The sequence below is a fragment of the Catenulispora rubra genome, assembly GCF_015356825.1.
GTDB lineage: Bacteria > Actinomycetota > Actinomycetes > Streptomycetales > Catenulisporaceae > Catenulispora > Catenulispora rubra.
In genome coordinates this window covers 61,238-84,661 of the sequence record NZ_JAACYW010000002.1, presented here as the reverse complement: position 1 = coordinate 84,661, position 23,424 = coordinate 61,238, and the positions used below count along the sequence as shown (strand labels likewise).

The window sequence follows — 23,424 nt, the reverse complement described above, 5'->3', positions numbered from 1 at the left end:
GGAGGCAACTGAGATGACCGATCAACTCCTCACACTGACGTCTGCGCCGGACGTGACCGGGCCGGTGGACGCTCCTGCCACCCTGCACGTGGCGCACGACACCGCCGGCGTCGACCTCGGCGCCGCCGAGGACGCCGTACGCCATTTCCTCAAGGCCCTGGGCGTGTCCACGGACAGCGAGACCATGCAGGGTACTCCCGGCCGGATGGCCCGTGCCTACGCCGAACTGTTCAGGCCCCGCGACTTCGACCTGACGACGTTCCCCAACGACGAGGGCTACGACGAACTCGTGTTGGCCCGCTCAATACCGGTCCGGTCGATCTGCGAACACCACCTGCTGCCCTTTGTCGGGACCGCCCACGTCGGTTACCTTCCCGGGCAACGCATCCTCGGACTGTCCAAACTCGCCCGCGTGGTCGAGCACTTCGCCCGCCGTCCTCAAACCCAGGAACGGCTCACCAAGCAGATCGCCGACTGGCTGCAGGTCCAACTGGCCTGCAAGGGCGTCGGCGTCGTCATCGTGGCCGAACACACCTGCATGACCCTTCGCGGCGTCCAGGCCACCGGCTCCTCCACCGTCACCTCGACCCTGCTGGGACTGCTGCGCCACGACCCGCGCTCCCGAGCCGAGTTCCTCACCCTGACCGGCGTCAGCCGGTGACGACCACCGGCCGGTGGACCGGTCTGCCCGACCACGTGAAGGAGGACCCCGTGTACCAGGACCCGCCGGCGAGTTCGCCCCGGCATGCCACGTGGCCGGCCCGCACGGCCGTCGACTGCCGCACGCTGGAGGACTTGGACGAGCAGGTCACACGATGCGGGGCGTGTCCCCGCCTGGTGCGGTGGCGGGAGGCCACCGCCGCCGTAAAGCGCGCCGCGTTCGCCGACCAGGCCTACTGGGGACGCCCGGTGCCGGGCTTCGGACCTTCGGACGCCGCACTGGTGATCACCGGGTTGGCGCCGGCCGCACACGGTGCCAACCGGACGGGCCGGATGTTCACCGGCGACCGCTCCGGCGATGTCCTGTTCGCGGCCCTGCACGAGCTGGGACTGGCCTCCCGGCCCGCCGCGACCGGCCTCGGCGACGGGCTGCGGCTTCTCGGGGTCAGAGTCACCGCACCGGTTCACTGCGCCCCGCCGGGCAACCTGCCCACACCCCAGGAGCGCGACACCTGCAGTCCGTGGCTGCAACAGGAACTGCGCCTGCTACGGCCCACCGTGCGGTCCATCGTCGCCCTCGGCGGGTTCGGCTGGCAGGCCGCCCTGCCGGCAATGCAGGGCGCCGGCTGGACCGTGCCCCGACCCCGGCCGGTCTTCGGCCACGGCGCACGGACCGTCCTGCCGGGCGCCGCCGGCGAGGCGACCGGTGTGACCTTGTTCGGCTGCTACCACGTCAGCCAGCGCAACGTGTCCACCGGACGGCTCACCCCGGCCATGCTGCGCGAGGTGCTCGCCACCGCCGCCCAGGCCGCCGGCCTCTGACACCCCACCGACGTCCCCGCCCCGCCGGACACGACCCGGCCGGCGCAGCGGCACGCCCGCCCGGCGCGGGACTGCGCCGGGCGAGAACGGACAGGAACACAGATGATTCCTGTACCGCAGGTCTCGACGGCCACCGGCCGCCGCAGGCGAAAGGAACGGAAACGCCATGGACCCGTTGACTGCACTTCGCGACGCGGGGGTGTCGATCTGGCTGGACGACCTGAGCCGGGAGCGTCTGGTGTCCGGCAGCCTGGCCGAACTGGTCGCGCACGACCACGTGGTGGGAGTGACAACCAACCCGACGATCTTCGCCAAGGCGATCACCGGCGGCCAAGCCTACGACGCGCAGATCGGCGATCTGGCGGCCCGCGGCGTTGCGGTCGACGAGGCGCTGCGAACGCTGACCGCGTTCGATGTGCGCTGGGCCTGCGACGTGCTGCGCCCGGCATTCGAGGCCAGCGATGGCGTCGACGGGCGCGTCTCCATCGAGGTGGACCCCCGGCTGGCCCACGACACCGCCGCGACGATCGCCGAGGTGAGGGCGCTGTGGTGGCTGGTGGACCGGCCCAACCTCTTCATCAAGATCCCGGCCTCGCGGGCCGGCCTGGAAGCGATCGCCACCGGTCTGGCCGAAGGAATCAGCATCAACGTCACGCTGATTTTCTCGCTTGCGCGGTACGACGAAGTCATGGACGCCTTCCTCACCGGGATGGAAGGCGCCCGCGACGCGGGCCGGGATCTGTCGGTGATCGGGTCGGTGGCCTCGTTCTTCGTCTCTCGGGTCGACACCGACGTCGACGCCCGGCTGGACAAGATCGGCAGCGTGCAGGCGGCGGGCTGGCGCGGCCAGGCGGCGATCGCCAACGCCCGCCTGGCCTACCAGCACTACGAACGAGTGTTCTCCTCCCAGCGCTGGAGCGCCCTGCGGGATGCCGGCGCCAAGCCGCAGCGGCCGCTGTGGGCGTCGACCTCGGTCAAGGACCCCGCCTACCCCGACACCCGCTACGTGACCGAGCTGGTGGCGCCGGGCGTGGTGAACACCATGCCCGAGGCCACGCTGCACGCGGTGGCCGACCACGGCCGGGTGCCCGGCGACTCGGTGCGCGGCCACTACGACCACGCCCAACAGGTCCTGGACGGTCTGCAAGCGGCCGGCGTGGACTTCGAGGACGTCGTGCAGAGCCTCGAGGACGACGGCGTCGCGAAGTTCGAGGCCAGCTGGGACCAGCTGGCCTCGCAACTCGCCGACACCCTGCAGGCCAGGCGCGCGCCCGGAACAAGGAGCTGAGAACATGCCAGGACACGACATCACCGACGCATACGTGATCGCCGGCGCCGGTCTAGCCGGCGCGAGAGCCGCGCAGACCCTGCGCGAAGAGGGCTTCGACGGCCCGCTCGTCCTCATCGGGGAGGAGAGCGAGCGGCCCTACGAGCGGCCGCCGCTGTCCAAGGGCTACCTCCTGGGCACCGCCGAACAGGACAGCGTCTACGTCCACCCCGCCCGGTGGTACGACGAGCACGACGTCGACTTGCGCCTCGGCACGCAAGTCACGGCGATCGATCCCGGCGGCCGTCACCTGCGGCTGGCGGACGGCAGCCGCGTCGGCTACGCCAAGCTGCTGCTGGCCACCGGCTCGGCCCCGCGACTGCTCCCGGCCCCGGGCGCCGACCTCGACGGGGTGCTGTACCTGCGCCGGCTCCGGGACTGCGAACGGATCAAGGCGGCCTTCGCCTCCGCATCCCGGGTCGCCGTCATCGGGGCCGGCTGGATCGGCCTGGAGACCGCCGCGGCCGCGCGTGCCGCCGGTGTTCAGGTGACCGTGCTGGAGAGCGCCGAGCTTCCGCTGCTGCGGGTCCTCGGGCGCGAGGTGGCCCAGGTGTTCGCTGACTTGCACCGCGGCCACGGCGTCGACATGCGCTTCGGCGTTCAGGTCGCCGAGATCACCGGGAGCGGCGGCCATGCCGACGGCGTCCGGCTCGCCGACGGCACCCGCGTGGACGCGGACGTGGTGATCGTCGGCATCGGCATCACACCCAACACCGCGCTCGCCGCTCACGCGGGCCTGGACGTCGACAACGGCGTGCGTACCGATGAGCACCTGCGGACGTCCGACCCGGACATCTACGCCGCGGGCGACATCGCCAACGCGTTCCACCCTCTGCTGGGCCGACACATCCGGGTCGAGCACTGGGCCAACGCCCTGAACCAGTCGCAGACCGCCGCCAAGGCGATGCTCGGCCAGGACGCAGTGTACGACAAGGTGCCGTACTTCTTCACCGACCAGTACGACCTCGGCATGGAGTACTCAGGGTATGTCGAACCCGGCGGCTACGACCAGGTCGTCTTCCGCGGCGCGGCGGGCGGCCGCGAGTTCATCGCGTTCTGGCTCTCCGGCGGCCGGGTACTCGCCGGCATGAATGTCAACATCTGGGACGTCAACGACGCGATCCAGGCACTCGTCCGCTCCGGCCGCCCGGTCGACCCGCATCGCCTCGCCGACCTCGGCGTGCCGCTCGACGCACTCCTCGACCTCTGAGTGCCTCGCGGATCAGTCTTCAAGCAGGCGGGCCAAGACGGCCGCCTCGCTGATCTCAGGGTGCTTGGTGGCGGTGAGCAGCGTCAGCGTCCCACCCCGCGCGAGTTCACGCAGGTGCGCCAGGGCCTCGGCCCGTTCGGGTTCCTCCAGCTCACCGCGGTAGCGGCGGCCGAACTCCTCGAAGCGCTGCGGATCGTGGCGGTACCACTGGCGCAGATCCGTCGACGGCGCGACCGGCTTGCACCACTCGTCCAGTGCCGCCTTGGCCTTGGTCATTCCGCGCGGCCAGATCCGGTCGACCAGCACCCGCGTGCCGTCGCTGTCCGCCGGCACGTCGTACACCCGACGTACCTGCACCGTGCTCCCGCCTGTGGTCATCGGTCCTCCATCACTCGTGGTCGCCACATTCCACACTGCGCTACCGGCGCCCGGAACGCGACGTCGACACGACCGCTCGGGTCGCCTGCAGCAGGGAGAGGCGCCCCGGGACCGCCGACCGATCCATCGCCGGTGTGACTACCGCAGACTCAGTGTCGCACCGGCGGGGTCCAGCCGTGTCCTCCACTGGCGAGTTCGCCCACCCGCTGCAACCGGTGCCGGGCCTGATCCAGTGCAGTTGCGGCCGCACCGACCATGTGGAGGCCGTCGCGTCCGGCCTGGCGATCGAAGCCGCGTACGCCGCGGCCACCGGCGACGACCGGGTGCGGCTGCGCGACGTGGCGCGCCGCATGCGGGACGGCGACAGCCTCACGGGCGCTGCCGTGACCGACGCCGCACGCCTGCTCGGCCGCGCGATCGCCGGACTGCTGACCGCAGTCGACGCCCACACGGTCGTCGGTGGCGGCATGGCCCAGTTCGGCCCGGACTTCCTCGGGCCGTTCGCCGACGTACTGCGCACCGAGGGCAAGCTCACCGTGTCTTGCCAGGCCGGCGATGGAGATCCGCTGCGCGACACCGCCACGCAAGTGCGCATGGCCCGCGCGGTGCAGGCCGGCGGCGCCCTCGCGATCCGCTGCGGAGGCCTCGCGGACGTCCAGGCAGATGCCGTGGCGGTCGACGTCCCCGTCACCGGCCTGAAAAAGGTCGACACCGAAGGCGTCTTCATCACCCCGGCGGCCAACCAGGCGTTCGCAGTGCCGGCCGCGAGGGCATAGGGCGCCGCGGCGACGCCACTGACCGGCCGCGACCCGACGGCAAGCCGTTCCACGCGATGATCGATGCCGTCCACTCGGTCGGCGGCGGCCTGGTCGTGGCCGATCTGTCGACCCTGGCCGAAGGGGTCCGGACGGCGGCAGACGGGGCCGACCTGATCGGCACGACCTTGTCCGGCCACACCCCGCCAGCCCGCCCGGCCCCGAACCCGACCTGGCGGTGGTCACCGCCCTGCGCGCCGACCTCCCGCACACCGTGATCGTCGCCGACGGCCGCTTCCTGGGGTACTGCCCGGCAGCGACGGCGGCCAGGATCCTGGAGGAGCGGCGCGAAGCGCCTCGTTGGAAGGGTGGTGGCGGCTACCGGGTGGGAGGTGGTGGTGTCCCAACGGACCGCGGAAGACCTACGAAACCGGGTCGTCAGGCCGGCGGTCGAGAACGACTTCTGCGCCGGGCTGGAGGCCACCGGGTTCGTCCACGATGCGATGGCCGTTCGCACATTGGCAGCGCCAACTATGGCTGGTCCGCGATGACGCCGAAGGCGCGGACCCATAGTTGGCGTGCTGCCTGGTCCGGCAAGGTCCCATCAAGTGCCTGAGACAGCGCTCTGGGATGTTCCGGACAGACCAGGAACGGGAGCCACCACGATTCGATCGCGACTGCCGATGATGAGACACGCTCGAAGCACCCCAGCCAGCGACTTGGTGTCGTCTAGGCCATCGAACGGTCCACCCACCATCGGCGACAGCCACGCGCCACGGCCATGCCCCCGTCGCGCACCTGCGGCAACCGAGGCGGAGCCTGCGCACGACGTTCAGGTGCGGGAAGCACGTGCCAGGCGGATCATGAAAAGGGAATTCACCTGGGAGGTGCCGCCATGTTCCGAAGTCGAACTCCCCCGCTGGATCCGCCCGCGCTCATCCCACCGCTACATCGGGACCAATCCTTGACTCGCGCTGAGGCTATGCGCCTTGCCGATGAATCCTTCCCGTGGGTCTGCGCGCTGGCCGGTCTCGAACCTGGCGAAGTCCAGTACGGCAACATCCCCATCGCTTTGGACACCCTAGAAGGCCATTTCGGCAAAGGGTTCCTCCTCTACAGCGACCGTGCGGTTTACCTGTCGATACAGAAGGTCACACGCCGGGTTGCCAGAGAGGGCATGAGCAGCGGAACAGTGCGCGTACCATTCGAAGACATCACCTGGCTAGGACCGCCTCTCGAGTCCGATAATATGCTCGAAGGGTTCGAGATCCAATTCTCCCGAAATGGCCGGTCGTTCGGCTACGAACTGTGCTTCACTCCAATCTGGAGCGATATCCTCAATCAGTTGATGACAATCCAGCACCTTCGGAATAACTGGGGTGGGTATCGGCACCCCCCTGGGTGCTTGTGTCATCTCGGTACCGGATAGCTATGAGCACGCAGACAAGCCAGTCGCGATAGTAGCAAATGAACTTGCATACCCACGTTGCCGACCTGCGGCCCCAGATCTCCCGGTTCCCGGCCACACACCGGACCCGGCAGCCACTGCCGAGCGCACGAGCCCGGCCGCGTTGACCGACTGTGAACTCGAGGTCCCGGGCCTGGGCGGAGCGGGGCTTGTCGAACGACGAGATCACCGCTCTCCTGGTGCTCGGCCCTGCCACCGTCAAGACCCGCGTCAACCGCTCGACGACAAGACCCGACCGCCACGACCGTGCCCAACTCGTCGGCGGGGCATACCTCAGTGGTCTGGCACGCCCGTGACCGCCGAATCGGAGCGACTCGTCGGGCGCTGGATCCAGGTCGGCTCTGCCACGATGGCGCAATGGTTCCGCGGCGGCACCTCGTCCGTCACGGACGGCCAAGAGAAGCGAGCCCGGTCTTCATCATGGTTCCGATCCATTCGATACGCCAACCCCACCGTCAGAATCCGCTTTTCCGCACTTCACGCGAATGGGCGATCCGGCATCGCAGAGGGGTGGGCGATAGTGTCGCTGAGACTGGGATCGGTGACGGATAGGAGCAGGCAGTGCGCGATGTGTATCACCAGGGATTGGATGAAGTAGGGCGTGATTTGGCGCGTCTGGCCAGGTTGACGGGGGCTGCTTTGCGGGGCGCGAACACGGCACTGCTGGGTCCGGATTTGCAGGCTGCCGAAACCGTGATCGTTGGCGACAGGGCAGTGGACACGCTGCGGGCGTGGCTGGACGATCGAGCGCTCGACCTGATGGCACGCCAGCAACCGGTGGCCGGGGATCTGCGTGTCTTGGTGGCCTCGCTGCGGATGAGCGCGGACCTGGAGCGGATGGGTGATCTGGCGGTGCATATCGCGAAAGTCGCGCGGCGACGCTATCCCTCGTGCGCGGTGCCCGATGATCTGCGCGACACGATCGACGTGATGGGAGTCGTCGGGGTGCACTTAGCGGACACTGTCGCGGAACTGATCGAGGGACGAGACGTGCCTGGAGCTCGGAGAGTCGAAGAGCAGGACGACGTGGTCGACCAGTTGCACCGAGAGTTGTACAGCGCGATCTTGCAGCCGGGCCGGGACTGGCCCATGGAGACGGCGATCGATCTGACACTCGTCGGCAGGTACTACGAACGCTTCGCCGATCACGTGGTGTCGGTCGCACGCCGGCTCGAGTTCGTGGTCACCGGCACGAATCAACGAGGTGAGTGACGGCGCCACAGCCGAGGCGGTCGTCAGCAAATGTCGGCGACCAGTGCTGAACTGCTACACGAGCGTTCAAGCAGTGTCCTCCGTCGGAACCGTTTCGGTGCGCGGCACAGGGAGGTCGAGGTGAATCAGGTCCTTAGGCGCAAACGATGAGGCGGGTACCAAGGAATGACGGACATGGCCAGAGGCACAAGAGCCTCCACGGAAGCAGCGCATGGGAAGGAAGTCGGACCGAGCGGGCAAAGGGCTCGCAGAACTATGGCTTCACACCCGCGTGTCGTCAATGGTCGTAGTGGGGACAGACGGGATTGCCACCGGTGTGTTATGTCTTGGCAGAGACAGTAGTGCTGTCAGATCTCGGCAAAGTGATTGGAGCCGTCCCTGTCCACCGTGAGCACGTACTCCGCACGGCAGGTCCGTCGCCGGTTCTGACCGGCCCTCGATCGGACTGACGGATCGCGGCGCAGGGCCCACACTCGCTCGCGGGTGCCGTCACTGGTCGTCAGTTCCAGCGCGCCCGTCCTGCTATGCGACCGCCGCAGGGCGTCTGCCCGGCCTGTCGACCACCCACCTGCTGTCGGCCGTGGTCACGCTGATCGCGCGCGTCCCTGGTTGGAGACCGTCGCCGGCCGGTCTTCGCGCCCTTGGAACATGAACGTGGGCCGGGCCGGGCCGGTCCGACGCGAGCTGCTGGACCGCCCCTGCTCTGGAACCGCACTGCTGCGGCAGATTCTGCACGACTACGAGCCCCACGTCCGCGACGGCCTCGCTCGAACACCGAACATCACCGACAGCGACGCATTCCGAGGCCGAAGATCTGCCTCACAGACAGTGTGATCGACGTGTCCCGGCCACCGCTCTGCCTGACACTGCTGAGATTTTCGGCAAGGACACCACGATAGCGACCAGTCGGCTGACGCTGGAGGGCGTTCAGCGGCTGCTGGCCGCGCGGGATTTCGCCGTCAGTATCGCCAGTCTGAGTTACTGATGGCGCGGACGGCGCAGACCTGAGGGCGAGCAGACGATGCGCGTGGTGCGGGGCTTGGAAAATGCTGGACGGCGCGCTGGTCGACCTTCTAGGTCGCGTTGGGGATTGAAGTAGTCTCTTGATATGCCGAGCGGGATACGTAGCCGGTTCGATCTGACTGATGCCGAGTGGGAGCGTCTGGCTGAGTTGATTCCGGTCCCGGAGCTGGGCCGCAGGTCATGGCATCTGCGGGCTCAGTTCAACGGGATCATGTGGCGGTTCCGATGTGGAACGCCGTGGCGAGACGTGCCGGAGCGATACGGCAACTGGAACACGATCTACGACCGTTTCCGCACGTGGCGAGATGATGGGACGTGGGACCGGCTGCTGGAGGCGGTGCTGGCTGACGCCCAGGCGCGTGGGCAGGTCGACCTGCGGATCGTTTCAGTCGACTCCACCACGAACCGTGCGCATCAGCATGCGGCCGGGGCGGTGTTCGAGCAGGCCACGCTGGAGGCGTTCGAGGAATCGTTGGCCGAGGCCGGCGGTAAAAAGGGGGCGGAAGACGGGGACGAACCGCCCCTGAGCCGGACGGAGCTGGCGAACGGGTTGCGGGAGGCAATCCGGTTGCTGACGGACCCGCCGCCCAGGCGGCACCAGCCGCTGATCCGGACAAAGAGGCGCGTCGTGCGGCGCGTCGGCGGCGCAAGGCCCGCCTTGCCGCCGCCGACCTCGGACGCTCCCGGGGCGGACTGACCACCAAGGTTCACCTGGCCGCCGATGCTCGGTGCCGACCACTGTCGGTGAAGGTCACCGCCGGCCAGCGCGGCGACAGCCCAGAGTTCACCGCGGTCCTGGAAAGGATCGCCGTGCGGGATGCGCGCGGCGGCCCGGCCCGTTGCCGCCCGGGTGCCGTGCTGGCGGACAAGGCGTACTCCTCGAAGGCAAACAGGGCCTACCTGCGCCGTCGCGGCATCAAGGCGGTGATCCCGGAGAAGGCCGACCAGTCCGCCGCCCGCAAACGCAAAGGCGCCAGGGGCGGCAGGCCGGTCGGCCACGACGCTGAACTGTATAAAGACCGGAACACGGTCGAGCGATGCATTGGCAAACTCAAGCAGTGGCGCGGCATCGCCACCCGTGCCGACAAGCTCAGTCAGAGCTACGAAGCCGGACTGCTACTGGCCAGCGTCATGATCTGGATACGCAGCACCTGACACATTCCCCAACGCGACCTAGGACCGCCGAGGCCCAGGGAGCGCGTCGGGGCCCGGGCCGGCGGCGATCGGCCTGTTCACGGCTCCGGGTGTCGCCCCGGATCGGATCGAGGCGTTCGAGGGGGTGGACCCAGAGGCCGACAACCGGCTTCGGATTCTGTCGTCGCACATCGTGGTCCATGTCAGCGCCAGCCGCCAGGAGGACTCCGCCGAGATGCGGACGGTCGTCGCCGCACGCAGCGACGGCGTCGACCGGTTCGTGTGCGTCTTCGACACCCGCCGCGACGAGGTCCACGATCCCCATCCGGTCGATCGCCTGGCGTGCCGCATGGGCCAGACACGGACCGACCCCTCACGATCACTGGCCGCCGTCGAACTGCTGTTCGGAACTCCGCTACGGACAGACACCACGCATGCATTCGAGTGCCGGATCCGGTTCGCCGGGCCCGGACGCCGAACTTCGAATACGGCTTGCGCCGCCCCGCCGACCTGCTCGTGCTCGCGCCGGATCAGAATCGTGCGATCGGCCCGGCGTCGATCGTCACGGTCGAGCATCCGGTGTCCGACGGTCAATTGTTTGCCGTCCTGTTGCGTAATCTTTCCGCCGCCTAAGGCACGCGCCCTTTGCCCAGTAAGAGAGCTACGGAAAGCACGGCTGAACATCGGCATGCTCTCTGCATTCACCGCCGTTTGGCCAAGCATCATTATCCTGAGACACACTCCCCCACACACCTCGAACAGTCCGCAAGCCGACCGCAAGCGACCCGGTCGTTCGAGCACAGCGGTCTTCAGACAGGCAGGTGATCCTCACCTTCGCAGCCGTGGCGCAGCAGCCCGGACTCACTACGGATCCCCGGGTTTGACCAGCCCGGTCCGGAATCCGAGGATCACCGCCTGGACTCGATCGCGCACGTCGAGCTTGGCGAGGATCCGGCCGATATGGGCTTTCACCGTCGTCTCCGCGAGGTGGAGCTCGGCGGCGATCTCCCTGTTCGATCTGCCTCGGGCCACCAGGGTGAGGACTTCGCGCTCGCGCAGGGTCAGAACACTGAGAGGGGCGTCGTCCGGTTCGCTGTCGAGGTGCGGTGAGACGGTGATGAAGTTCTCGATCAGCCGGCGGGTCACGGTCGGGGCGGCCACGGCTTCGCCGCCGTGCACCACACGGATCGCGGCGGCCAGGTCGTCTGCGAGGGCGTCTTTCAAGAGGAAGCCCGAGGCTCCGGCCCGCAGGCCGTCGAAGACGTACTCGTCAAGGTCGAAGGTGGTCAGGATCAAGACGCGCGGGGTCGCCTCGGCCGCTGTCCGGATGGCGCGGGTCGCCTCGATGCCGTCCGTGCCGGGCATGCGGACGTCCATCAGGACGATGTCAGGGCGCAGGGCACGGGCCATCGCGATAGCCACGGTCCCGTCCGCGGCCTCGCCGACCACGGCGAAGTCCGGTTGCCGGCTGAGGATCAGCCGGAAGCCTGTGCGGACCAGGGCCTGGTCGTCGGCGATCAGGATATTGATCATGCCGCTCCGTCTCGGGGAAGGACAGCGCGGACCAGGAAGCCCTGCTGCGTCGGACCGGTGTCCAGACGGCCACCGACCGCGCGGACCCGCTCGGCGATGCCGGGCAGCCCGTTGCCCCCGGCCGTCGACCGCGATGACGGCGGTGACGGCGCAGGAGCCGGGACCAGGGCCGGTGGTTCGACGCGCACGTCCCGGCTCTCGACCACGAGCGTGTCCGTCTCACCGTCGTAGTGCAGCGACACGGCGGCGCTGGCCCCCGGACCCGCGTGTCGCACGGTGTTGGTCAACGCTTCCTGCACGATCCGGTACACGGTGAGATCGACGGCCAGTTCCAGCGGTACCGGCCGGCCGACCACCTGGAAGGAGACGTCGACGCCCGCGCGGCGCAGCTGGTCGATGAGAGCGGGCAACGCCTCGGCACCGGGCTGAGGCGACCGGCTCGCGGGTCTGCCGCTCCGGTCGCGGCGGGCGATGTCCAGCAGGCGCCGCATCTCGGCCAGGGAGGTGCGACCCACCGCGACGGTCTCGTCCAGGGCCCGTGCCGCCTGCGGACGGTCGTCGTCCATCACGGCTTTCGCGGCTTGAGCCTGGATCACCATCACCGCGATCCCGTGCGCCACCACGTCGTGCATCTCGCGCGTCAGATGAGCCCGCTCGGCGGCGGCGGCCAGCGCGGCGTGCTGGTCGCGCTCGCGTTCCAGATCCGCCGCGCGCTCCTCCAGCAGGGCGACATGGATGCGGCGGCCGCGCGAGGCGTCGCCGGCGAACCAGGCGGCGGCCACAGCGAGGCTGGGATCCATCGAGTGGTAGACCACGCCCTCGTCGATGTGGCCCCCCAGGAGCAGGCTTCCGCCGATCGACACGGCCCAGCAGCCGACGGTGGTCACGATCAGAATGGTGATCGATGCTCGCCGTGAGCGCACACGGGACGCCGCGGTGTAGAGGCAGAAGGGTGCCAGGAGATCGACCGGGGTGATGTACAACCGCGCGTCTCCGAGGTGGACGGCCGCGCCGAGGACGACCAGCAGTGTACCGGCGAGCAGGATCCGGCGGCGGAGCGCGAACCCCACGACCTGGAGGAACGACGCCGCCCACCACAAGGTGACCGCGCCGCGCCACCCGCTGATGGAGCCGAACAGCCCGGCGGGTTTGCTCATGGGATCGGTCGGGACGTTCCAGAAACGCAGGACGGGGCCGGTGACGAACACCGCAACCGCGACCAGGAAAGCCGCGACAGCGAGGTCGGCTATGACGCACGCGAGCATCGAAGACCGCAGGGCGCCGGCCAAAGCCGTGACGCGACGCGACGCACCCCCGAGGGCCGCGCGCGCACGCGGCCACATGCGGCGTACAGGCTTCGAACGGATCGGGTTCAGATCGGCCATGGTGTCCCCCACGGTAGGCACCGAGCGGCCGGCTGGGAACACGACCAGGGTCTCGGTCCGCGAGCGCAGACCGATACCTGGGTAGTAACGCGCCGGCACAGATGGGTTCCCACGTCCGACGCGCCGGAATCGTGGCCGGATGCACGGTGGACAGCGAACTCACCACACGACTCTTCTCGGGAGTTTCCATGCCATCTCGCGGCACCATGTCCCAGCGATCCCCCTGGCTGACTCTGATCACCGCGTCGCTCGCCCTGACCGCGTGCAGCGGCCAGTCACACCGTTCAGCGACGGCGGCCCCGGCCTCGACGTCGTCCACATCGGTACAGGCCCAGGCCCAGGCCGTCTACCGCGACTTCGTCGCCTGCATGAGAAGCCATGGCTTTCCGGCCTTCCCCGACCCGGTCGTCGACCAGAACGGGCGCGGCGACTTCGCCTCCGATCCGAACGCCAAGACCGAGATCAACTCCCCGCAGGCGCTGCCCGCTTGCGGCCCGATCCTCAACCGCCTGCCCGCGGGAGGCCCGAACAGCCACTCGGTGTCGGCCGCCGATCTCGCCGCGCTCAAGCAGTTCGCCGGCTGCATGCGGGCCAACGGCATTCCCCAATGGCCCGATCCCAAGGCCGACGGTACGTTCCCGATCATCGGCACGCCCCTGGAGCGCGAGGGCAAGTCCGCACGGATCCAGCACAGCTTGGCCGCCTGCGAGCAGTACTGGAGCAGCGGGATCAACGTCTCATGAACAGTTCACCCGCAGGGGAGCCGGATTTCGACGCGCAGCCCCGCCATCGCAATGCCTTGCGAGCCCTGGCCGTCGCCCTGGTGGCCTCAGCCGGCGGGGCGGCCTCGTACGCGGGGGGAATGTTCGCCTCGGACCGCCGGCCGACACCGCCGGCCGTCGTCCCGACCGCGACGGCGACAGTCCACGTTGCGGACATCACGCAATCCCGCCAGGACTCTGCGACGCTCGGCTTCGACGGCGACTACACCGCCGTCACCGAGCGGGCCGGAACCGTCACCTGGCTGCCGGCGCCCGGGACTGTCATCGCGGCCGGCAACAGGCTGTTCGACATCGACGACACGCCCACGACGCTTCTCCTGGGCAGCGTCCCGGCGTGGCGGGCGTTCACGCCCGGGATGAGCGACGGCCCGGATGTCCGACAGCTCCAGCAGAACCTGCACGCGCTCGGCTTCGGTCCCCACCTAGCAGTCGATGGACGCTATGGAACCGCGACCGTCGCGGCCGTCGACCACTTCCTCGCGGCGCTCGGCGTTCCCGTGAATCGGCGCGACGGCACACTCGCCCTGGGTTCTGTGGTGTTCCTGCCGGAGACTGTGCGGGTCACGCAGGACGCGGTCGTTCCGGGAGCGCTGGTCTCGGCCGGCTCGCAGATCCTGACCGCCACCTCGAACCGTTCCGCGGTCCTGCTGCCGCTGTCCGTGGACGCGCAGAGCAGCGTCGAGGTCGGCGCTCCGGTCCGGATCACGCTTCCGGACGGGTCGCCGACCTCCGGGCACGTCACAAGAATCGGCCACGTGGCGACGCTCCCTGACGGCGGCGGATCCGGGTCCGGACAACAGGGCCAGCCGCCGGTCGTCGACGTCACGATCGGACTGGACACCCCCCTGCCCGCCGCCGCGGCCGGCTGGGATCGGGCACCGGTCCAAGTCGGCATCGTCACCGCCGTCCGCCGCCACGTGTTGACCGCCCCGATCATGGCGCTGATCGCCGGACCACATCACGACTACCAGGTACGGATCGTCGCGGGCGGGACCGTGTCGGCGGTCACGGTGACCACCGGGCTGTTCGACGACATCAGCGGCACCGTGGAGATCACCGGCCCCGGGATGTCGGACGGAACGCTGGTCGAGGTCCCCGCATCATGAGAACACATAAGAGCACTGGCCTCGACGCGGGCACGGCCGCGGGGTCGGCGAAGCCTGCGGCTCTCGAACTCCGCGACGTCCACATGGTCTACCGGGGCGCGGTGCCGGTGCACTCGCTACGCGGAGTCAACCTGACCCTGGCCCGCGGCGAGTCGGCCGCGGTCGTCGGCCCGTCGGGGTCGGGGAAATCGACCCTGCTGCACCTTGCCGCAGGCCTGGACCGGCCCACCGGCGGCCAGGTCCGGATCGCCGGCGCGAGCCTGGCGGGCCTGAGCGACGCGGCACTGTCCGGACTGCGCGCACGACATGTCGGCGTGGTGTTCCAACAGTTCTTTCTCATGGAACGGCTCACCGCCGTGGAGAACGTCGCCGCGGGACTGCTGTATCGAGGAACACGCTCCTCGATCCGGATCACGGCGGCGCACCAGGCTCTTAAGACGGTGGGCCTGGCGCACCGCGCAAGCCACCGTGCGGCCGAGTTGTCCGGCGGGGAGCGGCAGCGGGTCGCGATCGCGCGGGCCCTGGTCGGCCGGCCGACGCTGATCCTGGCTGACGAGCCGACCGGGAACCTGGACTCGGCCAACGGAGCACGGGTCATGGAACTGCTGCACAGGCTCCACGAGGCCGGAGCGGCGCTGCTGGTGATCACGCACGACCGGGACATCGCCGCCGCCATGCCCAGGCGCGTCGAGGTACGGGACGGGTTGATCATCAGCGACAGCCGCGCCGCCATTGCCCGGAACACAGGAGAGGCAGCGAACACCCAGAACACTCAGGACACCGTGAACGCCGAGAATACCGGGAGACACCAGTGACCCGCGCAGCCGTCAACTCCCGGATCCGCCCCGCGGACCTGATCCGACTGGGGCTGCTGGGGCTCCGCGTCCGGCGGCTCAGAGCCGCGCTGTCCGCCCTCGGCATCGCGATCGGCATCGCCGCCGTCGTGGCCGTCCTCGGTATCACCCGGTCCAGCCAGGCGGCGTTGCTGGCACAGATCGACCGCCTCGGCACGAATCTGCTCACCGTCGCCAACGGCCGGACCATCGGCGGGCAGGTGGCCGAGCTTCCCGCGAGCGCCGCCACCGGGCTCGCGCGCACCGACGGGGTCACCGCTGTGACGCCCACGGCCGTCCTGCCCGCGGTCCGCGTCTACCGCACGGACAAGGTGCCGCCCTACCTGACCGGCGGCATCGACGTCATCGCCGCCGACTCCACGCTCCCGGCGACACTTGACGCGCGACTTCAGTCAGGGGTCTTTCTCAACGCCGCCACCGAGCACTACCCGGTGGCCGTCCTCGGCCACTACTCCGCAACCGTCCTGGGCGTGACAGCGCCGGGACAGCAAATCTGGCTCGCCGCGTCCGGCCACGGCCAGTGGTTCACCGTGGCCGGCATCCTGCAGGCGCAGGTCCTCGCCCCGGAACTCGACCAGGCCGTCCTCATCGGCGGGCCCGCAGCCGCCACCGGATTCGGCTACGACGAGCACCCCAGCCTCATCTACATCAGAGCATCGACAGACACGGTCGCCGCCACAGCAGCCCGTCTGGCACTCGCCGCCGACCCCGAGACACCCGGCGAAGTCGCCGTCAGCCGCCCGTCCGACGTCCTCACCGCACGCGTCGCCGCGCGAGCCTCCGGCACCCAACTGTTCCTCGGCCTCGGTGCGGTCGCCCTGCTGGTCGGCGGGATCGGCATCGCGAACGTCATGGTCGTCTCAGTCCTCGAACGCCGCGGCGAAATCGGGCTGCGGCGAGCCCTCGGTGCCGGACGCAGGCACATCGCCGGACAGTTCCTCCTGGAATCCCAGGCACTGGCCCTGCTCGGCGGCGCGGGCGGCGTGCTGATGGGGATCGCCGCCACCGCGACCGTCGCACGAATCCGGAACTGGACCATCCTGATCCCGGGATCCGCAGTCGGAACAGGACTCGCTGCCGCCGCCGTCATCGGAGCGGCGGCCGGCCTCTACCCGGCACTACGCGCCGCCGCGCTCGCGCCGACCACCGCACTGCGCAGCAGCGAGTGACCATCGCCCGAACACCCCGTCGACAACCCGGCGACACCATACGCGCTTCCGCGCAGCACGGGACTCCCGGAATGAAGCCGCAGGCAGAGCCGAACGGGGTTGCCCGGTATCCTCCTGCCCGTCATCTGAACTGTTGCGGGTTTGATCCACGATCAAACCCGCAACAGTTCCCTCCTCGCCGGCAGAAGGGCAGCCGTCCTCCGCGACCCCCTTGCCGCACGGGCAAAGAACGGACCGATTTGGACCGCACGCTCGGCCTCGCGCCATGCACCGGCCGGCGCGGCCACTGCCGCGATCCCGCCGTGCCCCAGCGCGTCAGCCTCCGCGGTCAAATACAACCGTCGCTGCCGCTCATCCAGATGCGGCAGCAACGCCGCGCCCCTCACATCCGGCACCGCAAGGTTCTACTCTGATGTCCCGCAGCAGCCCGCATCCCACGCGCGACCACACGCCGTAATCGACACCATCTGTAGTCTCACTTGAGCTCCACACCAGCGCGTCTGGCTCGGGGAACAGCTGGCCGCCTTGCGAAGTATGTCTCCCTCCGCATCCAGCTCACGGATCCGCTTGCGGGCCGAAGGGCACGGCTCGGCGCAATGGTGTCGACGCTGGGTGGATACCGGCGAGCCGGTGTGATCAGAACGTCCGCCATCAAGCCGAGCAACAGCCACAGCCGTACATCGCCGAGCAACGTCGCGTTCGAGGTCAGCAAGGGTGCGATACCCAGCGCCAGGCCGGACAGCAGGGTCCAGACGGGGACTGGCCACCGCATGCGCAGCATGTCCCACAACAGTGCGCCGAGCAGGAGGCCGACGGTGTAGTAGTTGTAGACGCCGGGGTCCAGCACGAGGCGCGCTCCGATCCCCAGCACGATGACGGCCTGCCAACGGCGGCGTCTGATCGCGACGGCGCCGAGCAAGCACCCGAGGATGATCTGCGCCGGCCGATCCCAGCCGGGGGTCGTCGGCGAGCTGACGCCCAGCGCACGCAGTGCAGAGGAGGGCTGGTTGGTGATGGCGTACTGGGCTGCGGTAAGCGTGTGCAGGTCCACCAGGACGAACGGGAGCCACGCCAGCAGCACCGCGACAGCCGTGCAGAACACGACGTATTTCCTGGCTGCTCGGGACGCGGCGAACACTAATGGCAGGAAAACCAGCGCCCAGGGTTTGGAGTCCACGGACAGCGCCAAGCAGATCCCCGCGACCGCCGGGAGGTCCGAGACCAGGGCCCACGCCGCGAGCGTCACGAACAGCAGGGCCAGCACGTCGTCGAGGTGCCCGTATCCGGCGGCCAGGTCCACCCAGCCGATGAGGAAAGCGCCGCCGCCGATCAGCAGGGCGAGGCGCAGCCGGGCGTCGCCGGCCAGTTCCGGGCGCAAGGTGACGGTGATGCGCTGGACGGTGTACAGGACGAACAGCCCCACAGTGGTCATGATCGCCTCGGCGGGAATCACTCCAGCGGGGTCCAGCAGGCGCAGTCCCTGGGCTGTGACGAAGGTGACCGGGCCGAATTGCAGTTGGGGGTAGTTCGCGTACACGTGCAGCCCGCCTGCCGGGGCACCGGCGGCCGCGCCATCGAACAGCAGCGTGCCGGCCTGGCGGAAGTAGTGCCAGGAGTAGCCGCCGTGGCGGGCAAGGACAGCGAACCACAACAGCGTCCAGCCGCCGAGCAGAGCCCACAGCCGCCTGTCGTTCAGCACGAGCCGGGGGCGACGTTCGATCAGCGTCCGGTCGAGGGCGGCCTGGTCGGTCTGGTCGGCTCCCAGCGGCCAGGCCCGAGGAGCGGCGCGCCATTCGTCGGGGCCGCCGCTGGTGGTCTGCCGTTCGGACAGTTCGGGTGACGCGGCCACGGGAACCTCCTGCGACTGGCGGGCACAGGGGCGTTGCCCTCACCCAGGACAACGCCGCGATACGCAGTTGCAGCTCCCGAACCGGCGTGATTCATGGCAAACGGAGACATGATTCAGAGCAAACAGAGAACTGGGTCGTCGCCGCAAGGCATCCTCTACATGACCTTTTGCACTCTTCTGCGGCCTGTCCGTCGGCGCACGCGTTCACCGCTTCCCGCGCCGTTTCCTGCGCAGCGGTGAACGCCGACGTGGGCGGGATCGTGACGACGTAGACGGTGAACAGTCAGACAGCGATGTTGGTGGTCACGTTCACGTCTGTGAACTCATCGATGCCGCGTGCGCCGGGTACTGGTTGATCGTGTCGTCTAGCCGAGTTCTGCGACCAGGGTTCGGCCGGTCGGGCTGAGCAGGCTTCGGAGCTGCGGCCAGCCGATGGTGAAGGACTGGCGGTCGCACGCCTCCATGCCGATCTCCCCTTGGTCGAAGCCGACGGTGAGCCCGGCTGGTGTGATGGCGAAGTGCTTGTAGTTGTCCGGAGTCGGAGCCAGTCCCAGCCGGGCGGGGGCGCTGGGGTCAGCGAGTTGCTGCGCGACGCACTGGCCGGGGTCGAGGAAGTGGGCCAGCACGGCTTCGCTGATCGTTTCCCGCGCTCGCGCTGGGTCGGCGAACAGGCTGTCGAAAGTGACCGGCTTGGCGGACGGCACCAGCATAGTCGCGGAGACCCAGTGGTCGCCGTCGTTGCCGCCGGGGAAGATGCCGGTGCTGGGAATCAGGACGCTGACCACTGCGGTGGTGGCTGACACTTCTCCCTTGCTCGGGTCCGACGAGTAGATCCCGGGGTAGGAGCCGGGCTGGGTGGCCGAGCCGTAGATCTGGAGGTAGTTGTCCCTCATCCGCTGCTGATCGTCGGTGATGAGGCGGCGCAGGGCGGCGTTGACCGCGTCGAGCCCGTCGGCTCCGGAGACTTGCAAGTAAGTCCCGCTCGTGGTGTATCCGGGTCCGTACTCGGGATCGGGCAGCAAGTGCTGGTCGAGGGTGCGCACCGTCGGCCCCGATCCGGCCAGCGCCGCCTTGATCGCCTCGGTGACCTGGTCGATCGCGCTCTGGTCGCTGGTGACGCCGATGTGGGAGCAGGGCGCGGCGAGCGTCGCCCCACCCATGTAGGCCTGGACGCGGGGGCTGAAGGTGTTGTTTTGGAGGTCCTGCAGCGTCATGTAGTCGAATATCGACGTCACGGCGAATCCGCCGGGGGCGAGGTCGACCAGGGTGCTGGCGGCATTCCCGACCGCGCCCGCCCCGACGCGGCAGGAGTCGGTGGTGGAGCGCACGGTGGCAAGGCCCGGCGGCGGCTCGCCGTTCGGCCCGGAAACGGGGTAGCCGTGCTCGGACGGGAGCGTCACGACGCCGTCGCCGTTCAGCGGGATGCTGTAGAGCGTGACGCCGAAAAGGCTCCGGTCCACCGTCACGTCACCGCCGATCTCGACGAGGTGGACCGAGGCCGGCAGCCATGGCGGCAGGTCTCCGCAGCCGGAGGGCAGAGCCGAGCCGTGCTGGTGCTGTGCGAGGCATTTCTGGCCGTCCTGGCCCCAGGGTGCCGGCAGCTTCTCGCCCCAGACCGCCTGGTAGAGCTCCTTCATGAGCGCGATCCCGGTGTTGCCCCAGGGGGAGCCCAGGTGCGGGGTGTCGATAGTGATCACGTACGGGATCTCGTCGGCCGGGATCGGATGGGCGACGTACTGTCCGCTGGTGGCGTAGCGGATCGCCAGGCCGCCCATCGAATGCGCCACGACGACGACCCTTCCGTCGCCTCCGGCAGCGCGGTAGGCGGCGGAGACACCGTTCACATAGTCGGCCAGACAGGAGGCGATGTTCGGGTTCGAAGCCCAATTGGACGACCAGGTGCTGTAGTCGAACTGGAACGGATTGATCCGGTCGCCCAGCTGCCGCGTCAGCATCGCCGCGGTTCCCGTCATCGGCGTGCCGGTCCATCCGTGCACGAAGACGACCGGCCGGCTCGTCGCGGACTGCTTGTTCGACGCAGCGGTGGAACCGGTGAGCTGCCTCGGGCACATCGGTCCAGCGGCAGCGGTACCGGGGCCGCTCACGAAAGCCGTCAGCGCGCTCGCAGCGAACGCGACGACGCAGCCGCTGACGAGAAGACGCCGCAGCCGGTTCATCGCGCGGGCTCCGTGAGGCTGATCTTCCACTGGCCGTCGGCGTCGATCAGGTGCACCGTCCACTTCGATCCGCCGCCCGAGCCGGCGGCCGGCTGACCGGCCTGGCCGCCGAGGCGCGCGACGACGGTCGCCGTGCCATCTTGATCGTCGTGGAAGGTCGAGCTGTCGAACGCCACCGGACCCAGTGCCTTGATCTGCCGCAGCGTGCCTGGGTCGAGGGATTGCCCCGCAGGCAGTGCGACGGCGGCGCGAACTCCGGCGTCGGTACCTGCGGCCAAGTCACCGCTGAGCGTCACCGCTTGTTGCGCCGTGAACCCGCCCGCTGATCGCCCGGGCTTCGGCGGCCACGGGCCGTCGGTCGCAGAGACCTGCCGACCAACACCTCCGCGGCCGGCCATCATCCACGCCACACCGCCTATCACCGCCGCGGCGGCAACGGCGAGGACTGCCCAGTTCCGTCTGTTCATGCTTCCCTCCCAGATCTCGTGAATCACTCGGCACTTCCCGCAGGCGCCCGGCCGCTTGCCGCCGTTCGAGCCGGTGTCCGAGTCTCAGTCCGACAGCTCCGCCGGGTCCAGGCCGAGGTGGCGCTCCAAGTCCGCCGGCGAGTGAGTGCGCAGATACTCCGCGAACTTCTCGGTGACCTTCGCCATGTGCTCCTCGGTGGTTTTGGGCGTGATGAACAGCCGTGCCGCGATCGCAGCGAACGATTCACCGCGGGCGCGCCCGGCGAGGACCTCCCGCTGTCGGGGCGACAGGGACGGGATCCGGCCGCGGCGCCCGGCGAGCTCGGCCAGACCGGTCAGCGCCTGGGTGATGACCGTGTGGCCCTCCGCCACCCGGGAGACCGCGTCGGCCAGGGCGTCGAGCGGCTCCGCCTTGTGCACGACACCCCGCGCGCCGGCGGCAAGACATCCGACCAGGACGGCGCGGCGCCGCTCGTTGGTGTACACCAGCACCGGGTATCCGGCTCCGGCCACAGCGCGCACGGCCGCCTGGCCCTGGAGTTCGGCCACGCGGCCGGTGCCGCTCAGTTTCAGATCGACCAGAACCACGTCAGCCCGCGGCGCGGCACGCAGGAACTCGGTGACGGACGGGAAGGTCGCTGTCACGTCGTGCGCGGTGAGCAGCAGCGCGAGCCCGTCTCGCATGATCGTGTCGTCGTCGATTCCGACGACGCGGACCCTCCGGGTCACGATCGCCCCCTCTCCGTCCATGGACCGCGCAGCGTGACGCTCGTACCGTCACCGGGCTCGGAGCCGATCAGTGTGCTGACATCATGGCGGGTGAGCACGCCGGTGACCTGTTCCCGCAGTCCGAAACCGAGCGGTGTGACGGCGGGGTCGAATCCCCGGCCGTCGTCGTGCACGGTCACCTCCCACCACCCGGCAAGCTCGTCCGCGTCGGCGTGCACGACGACCAGCCGCGCGTCCGCGTGCAGCCGCACATTCGCCAGCAGCGTCGCCAGTGCTCCGGTCAGCGCCGCTGCCGCCGCCGGCACGACGTGTACGTCGGCCGCGAGGTCCACGCTGAGTTCCAGCGGCAGATCGCCGAACCCGTCCACCGCCGCGTAGACGGCATCGGTCAGCGGCACCGGACCGCCGGGCCCGGCGGGCGGCCGCGGTGCGGGCTCGGTGTGCAGGTCGTCGAGGAACCGGCGAACCCGGTTGGCCAGCTCCAGCGCCTGTCCGCGCAGCGGCCCGGCGAGTTCGGGCGGCAGATCGGGCTGGGCGAGCAGCCGCAGCAGCCCGATGTTGTCGTGCAGCAGCAGGCGCTGGGCCTGCAGGTGCCTGAGCCGGGCACCCTGCGCGGCGCCGGCCGCGGCTGCGTCGCGGGCAATCTCCGCGTCCAGCGCCAGCCGGCGCAGGTAGCCGACGAGCAGGCGGGCCAGCACGGCGAACCCCACATAGGCAAATGTGTTACTGACCACGGTGATCCGGGCCGAAGCGCCGATCGCCACTGGAAACATCGTGGCGAGGTACACCCCCGACAGCGGCGCGACGGCCGCCACAACCTCGCGGCGGCGACGGAACACGATCGCGGCACCCGCCGCGCTGTCCAGCGTCAGCGCGAAGCCCCACGCCGTCCAACTGCCCGTGGCATCGGCCCGCGTGATGAACGCCGGCTGTGCCAGCAGTACGGCGACCGCCACCACTGCATCCGCCCATCCCCAGGCCCGGCTCCGGTAGCACCGGGCACGAACTGTGGCCGTGGCCAGCACCGCAGACTCCGCGGCGTATCCGGTCAGCAGGGCGATGAACAGAGTCGGCGACGTCGTGTCCCGCAAGGCGGTCGGCAGCGCCACCGCCAGTTGCAACAGGGCAACCGCCCGCACGCCGAGGAAGAAAGCCAGGGCGCAGATCTCCACCCCGGCGGGCGTCGTGGGCAATGGACGCATGGTCAGTCCGACGGCTTGTCGCGGGCCACGTTAAGTGGTCGGTCCGAGGTGCCGCGCCGGTGGCTCGGACAATCGGTCGCGGCTTGATCACCGCACTGGCAGTCTTCTGCCCGCATGTCGCGCGTCTCCTCATCTCAGCAGCCGACCTCGGTACGTGAGCCGCCCCGGCGCAAGTGGTGCCC

The 23,424-nt window shown here is 69.4% G+C and carries 23 protein-coding genes and 1 pseudogene; 16 read left to right on the top strand and 8 right to left on the bottom strand.

Going from position 1 to position 23,424, the window contains the following annotated elements; translation table 11 throughout:
• Positions 1-64: 64 nt before the first annotated feature.
• From folE to GWK61_RS01685, 4 genes are all read left to right on the top strand, one after another.
• A complete protein-coding gene (gene folE / locus GWK61_RS01700; protein WP_369125542.1) occupies positions 65-661 on the top strand; it encodes a GTP cyclohydrolase I FolE in 597 nt (198 codons plus the stop codon).
• A gap of 125 nt (positions 662-786) precedes the next feature.
• Positions 787-1,482: a uracil-DNA glycosylase gene (locus GWK61_RS01695; RefSeq protein WP_369125541.1), complete on the top strand. Its 696-nt coding sequence runs from the start codon at positions 787-789 to the stop codon at positions 1,480-1,482.
• A gap of 166 nt (positions 1,483-1,648) precedes the next feature.
• Positions 1,649-2,770, top strand: a complete 1,122-nt coding sequence (tal, locus tag GWK61_RS01690) for a transaldolase (protein WP_194904155.1) — start codon at positions 1,649-1,651, stop codon at positions 2,768-2,770.
• A 4-nt stretch (positions 2,771-2,774) separates the two neighbouring features.
• On the top strand, positions 2,775-4,019 hold the full coding sequence (locus GWK61_RS01685; RefSeq protein WP_194904153.1) for an NAD(P)/FAD-dependent oxidoreductase: 1,245 nt from the start codon (positions 2,775-2,777) through the stop codon (positions 4,017-4,019).
• A 12-nt stretch (positions 4,020-4,031) separates the two neighbouring features.
• Here the strand turns inward: GWK61_RS01685 and GWK61_RS01680 are convergent, their stop codons facing one another.
• Complete coding sequence (locus GWK61_RS01680) at positions 4,032-4,397, bottom strand: DUF488 domain-containing protein (protein WP_194904150.1); 366 nt, start codon at positions 4,395-4,397, stop codon at positions 4,032-4,034.
• Positions 4,398-4,573: 176 nt separating this feature from the next.
• On the opposite strand from GWK61_RS01680, the gene GWK61_RS55875 reads away from it, so the two are divergent.
• The 8 genes and pseudogenes from GWK61_RS55875 to GWK61_RS01645 all read left to right on the top strand — a co-directional run bounded on the left by GWK61_RS55875 (position 4,574) and on the right by GWK61_RS01645 (position 10,622).
• Positions 4,574-5,173, top strand: coding sequence for an ROK family protein (locus GWK61_RS55875; RefSeq protein WP_194904148.1), 600 nt, complete (start codon positions 4,574-4,576; stop codon positions 5,171-5,173).
• A complete protein-coding gene (locus tag GWK61_RS58270) occupies positions 5,170-5,430 on the top strand; it encodes a hypothetical protein (RefSeq protein ID WP_323747370.1) in 261 nt (86 codons plus the stop codon). Before GWK61_RS55875 ends, GWK61_RS58270 begins: the two co-directional genes overlap by 4 nt.
• A gap of 704 nt (positions 5,431-6,134) precedes the next feature.
• Positions 6,135-6,581, top strand: a complete 447-nt coding sequence (locus GWK61_RS01665; RefSeq protein ID WP_194904146.1) for a hypothetical protein — start codon at positions 6,135-6,137, stop codon at positions 6,579-6,581.
• A 188-nt stretch (positions 6,582-6,769) separates the two neighbouring features.
• Complete coding sequence (locus GWK61_RS01660) at positions 6,770-6,916, top strand: helix-turn-helix domain-containing protein (RefSeq protein ID WP_194904144.1); 147 nt, start codon at positions 6,770-6,772, stop codon at positions 6,914-6,916.
• Between the two features lie 265 nt (positions 6,917-7,181).
• Positions 7,182-7,832, top strand: coding sequence for a phosphate signaling complex protein PhoU (phoU, locus tag GWK61_RS01655; protein ID WP_194904140.1), 651 nt, complete (start codon positions 7,182-7,184; stop codon positions 7,830-7,832).
• 1,108 nt (positions 7,833-8,940) lie between these two features.
• Positions 8,941-9,552 carry an IS5 family transposase gene (locus GWK61_RS61465; protein WP_438939749.1) on the top strand — a complete coding sequence of 204 codons (612 nt, stop codon included), beginning with the start codon at positions 8,941-8,943 and terminating at the stop codon, positions 9,550-9,552.
• Positions 9,480-10,010, top strand: a pseudogene (locus GWK61_RS61460) (IS5 family transposase); the annotation flags it as partial. The gene GWK61_RS61465 and the pseudogene GWK61_RS61460, both read left to right, overlap by 73 nt.
• 423 nt (positions 10,011-10,433) lie before the next feature.
• On the top strand, positions 10,434-10,622 hold the full coding sequence (locus tag GWK61_RS01645; RefSeq protein ID WP_194904139.1) for a hypothetical protein: 189 nt from the start codon (positions 10,434-10,436) through the stop codon (positions 10,620-10,622).
• 231 nt (positions 10,623-10,853) lie between these two features.
• On the opposite strand, the gene GWK61_RS01640 is transcribed toward GWK61_RS01645, so the two are convergent.
• Both GWK61_RS01640 and GWK61_RS01635 read right to left on the bottom strand, forming a co-directional pair.
• Positions 10,854-11,522 (bottom strand): response regulator transcription factor, encoded by a 669-nt coding sequence (locus GWK61_RS01640; RefSeq protein ID WP_194904137.1) that lies wholly within the window; start codon positions 11,520-11,522, stop codon positions 10,854-10,856.
• Complete coding sequence (locus GWK61_RS01635; RefSeq protein WP_194904135.1) at positions 11,519-12,907, bottom strand: sensor histidine kinase; 1,389 nt, start codon at positions 12,905-12,907, stop codon at positions 11,519-11,521. Before GWK61_RS01635 ends, GWK61_RS01640 begins: the two co-directional genes overlap by 4 nt.
• 188 nt (positions 12,908-13,095) lie before the next feature.
• Between GWK61_RS01635 and GWK61_RS01630 the strand changes: the two genes are divergently transcribed.
• The 4 genes from GWK61_RS01630 to GWK61_RS01615 are packed head-to-tail and all read left to right on the top strand — an operon-like array spanning position 13,096 to position 16,818.
• Positions 13,096-13,650 (top strand): hypothetical protein, encoded by a 555-nt coding sequence (locus GWK61_RS01630; protein ID WP_194904133.1) that lies wholly within the window; start codon positions 13,096-13,098, stop codon positions 13,648-13,650.
• On the top strand, positions 13,647-14,795 hold the full coding sequence (locus tag GWK61_RS01625) for a peptidoglycan-binding domain-containing protein (protein ID WP_194904130.1): 1,149 nt from the start codon (positions 13,647-13,649) through the stop codon (positions 14,793-14,795). Before GWK61_RS01630 ends, GWK61_RS01625 begins: the two co-directional genes overlap by 4 nt.
• Positions 14,792-15,610, top strand: a complete 819-nt coding sequence (locus GWK61_RS01620) for an ABC transporter ATP-binding protein (protein WP_194904128.1) — start codon at positions 14,792-14,794, stop codon at positions 15,608-15,610. Before GWK61_RS01625 ends, GWK61_RS01620 begins: the two co-directional genes overlap by 4 nt.
• The gene (locus tag GWK61_RS01615; RefSeq protein WP_194904126.1) at positions 15,607-16,818 is read left to right on the top strand and encodes an ABC transporter permease; all 1,212 of its coding nucleotides are present in this window, start codon (positions 15,607-15,609) and stop codon (positions 16,816-16,818) included. Before GWK61_RS01620 ends, GWK61_RS01615 begins: the two co-directional genes overlap by 4 nt.
• A gap of 475 nt (positions 16,819-17,293) precedes the next feature.
• Here the strand turns inward: GWK61_RS01615 and GWK61_RS01610 are convergent, their stop codons facing one another.
• From GWK61_RS01610 to GWK61_RS01590, 5 genes are all read right to left on the bottom strand, one after another.
• On the bottom strand, positions 17,294-18,667 hold the full coding sequence (locus tag GWK61_RS01610; RefSeq protein ID WP_194904125.1) for a hypothetical protein: 1,374 nt from the start codon (positions 18,665-18,667) through the stop codon (positions 17,294-17,296).
• 365 nt (positions 18,668-19,032) lie between these two features.
• A complete protein-coding gene (locus GWK61_RS01605) occupies positions 19,033-20,844 on the bottom strand; it encodes an alpha/beta fold hydrolase (RefSeq protein WP_194904123.1) in 1,812 nt (603 codons plus the stop codon).
• Entirely contained in the window at positions 20,841-21,311 is a 471-nt protein-coding gene (locus tag GWK61_RS01600) for a hypothetical protein (protein WP_194904121.1), read from the bottom strand. The genes GWK61_RS01605 and GWK61_RS01600 overlap by 4 nt, the downstream gene beginning before the upstream one ends.
• An 84-nt stretch (positions 21,312-21,395) precedes the next feature.
• On the bottom strand, positions 21,396-22,040 hold the full coding sequence (locus GWK61_RS01595) for a LuxR C-terminal-related transcriptional regulator (protein WP_194904119.1): 645 nt from the start codon (positions 22,038-22,040) through the stop codon (positions 21,396-21,398).
• The gene (locus tag GWK61_RS01590; protein ID WP_194904117.1) at positions 22,037-23,233 is read right to left on the bottom strand and encodes a sensor histidine kinase; all 1,197 of its coding nucleotides are present in this window, start codon (positions 23,231-23,233) and stop codon (positions 22,037-22,039) included. Before GWK61_RS01590 ends, GWK61_RS01595 begins: the two co-directional genes overlap by 4 nt.
• Positions 23,234-23,424: the final 191 nt, after the last annotated feature.

Bases quoted from the DNA above. Each gene is read 5' to 3' on its own strand.
- tal (WP_194904155.1), top strand. From the start codon at position 1,649: ATGGACCCGTTGACTGCACTTCGCGACGCGGGGGTGTCGATCTGGCTG.
- GWK61_RS01600 (WP_194904121.1), bottom strand. From the start codon at position 21,311: ATGAACAGACGGAACTGGGCAGTCCTCGCCGTTGCCGCCGCGGCGGTG.
- GWK61_RS01630 (WP_194904133.1), top strand. From the start codon at position 13,096: ATGCCATCTCGCGGCACCATGTCCCAGCGATCCCCCTGGCTGACTCTG.
- GWK61_RS01685 (WP_194904153.1), top strand. From the start codon at position 2,775: ATGCCAGGACACGACATCACCGACGCATACGTGATCGCCGGCGCCGGT.
- GWK61_RS01640 (WP_194904137.1), bottom strand. From the start codon at position 11,522: ATGATCAATATCCTGATCGCCGACGACCAGGCCCTGGTCCGCACAGGC.
- GWK61_RS01635 (WP_194904135.1), bottom strand. From the start codon at position 12,907: ATGGCCGATCTGAACCCGATCCGTTCGAAGCCTGTACGCCGCATGTGG.
- GWK61_RS01605 (WP_194904123.1), bottom strand. From the start codon at position 20,844: ATGAACCGGCTGCGGCGTCTTCTCGTCAGCGGCTGCGTCGTCGCGTTC.
- GWK61_RS01665 (WP_194904146.1), top strand. From the start codon at position 6,135: ATGCGCCTTGCCGATGAATCCTTCCCGTGGGTCTGCGCGCTGGCCGGT.
- GWK61_RS01680 (WP_194904150.1), bottom strand. From the start codon at position 4,397: ATGACCACAGGCGGGAGCACGGTGCAGGTACGTCGGGTGTACGACGTG.
- GWK61_RS01625 (WP_194904130.1), top strand. From the start codon at position 13,647: ATGAACAGTTCACCCGCAGGGGAGCCGGATTTCGACGCGCAGCCCCGC.
- GWK61_RS61465 (WP_438939749.1), top strand. From the start codon at position 8,941: ATGCCGAGCGGGATACGTAGCCGGTTCGATCTGACTGATGCCGAGTGG.
- GWK61_RS01620 (WP_194904128.1), top strand. From the start codon at position 14,792: ATGAGAACACATAAGAGCACTGGCCTCGACGCGGGCACGGCCGCGGGG.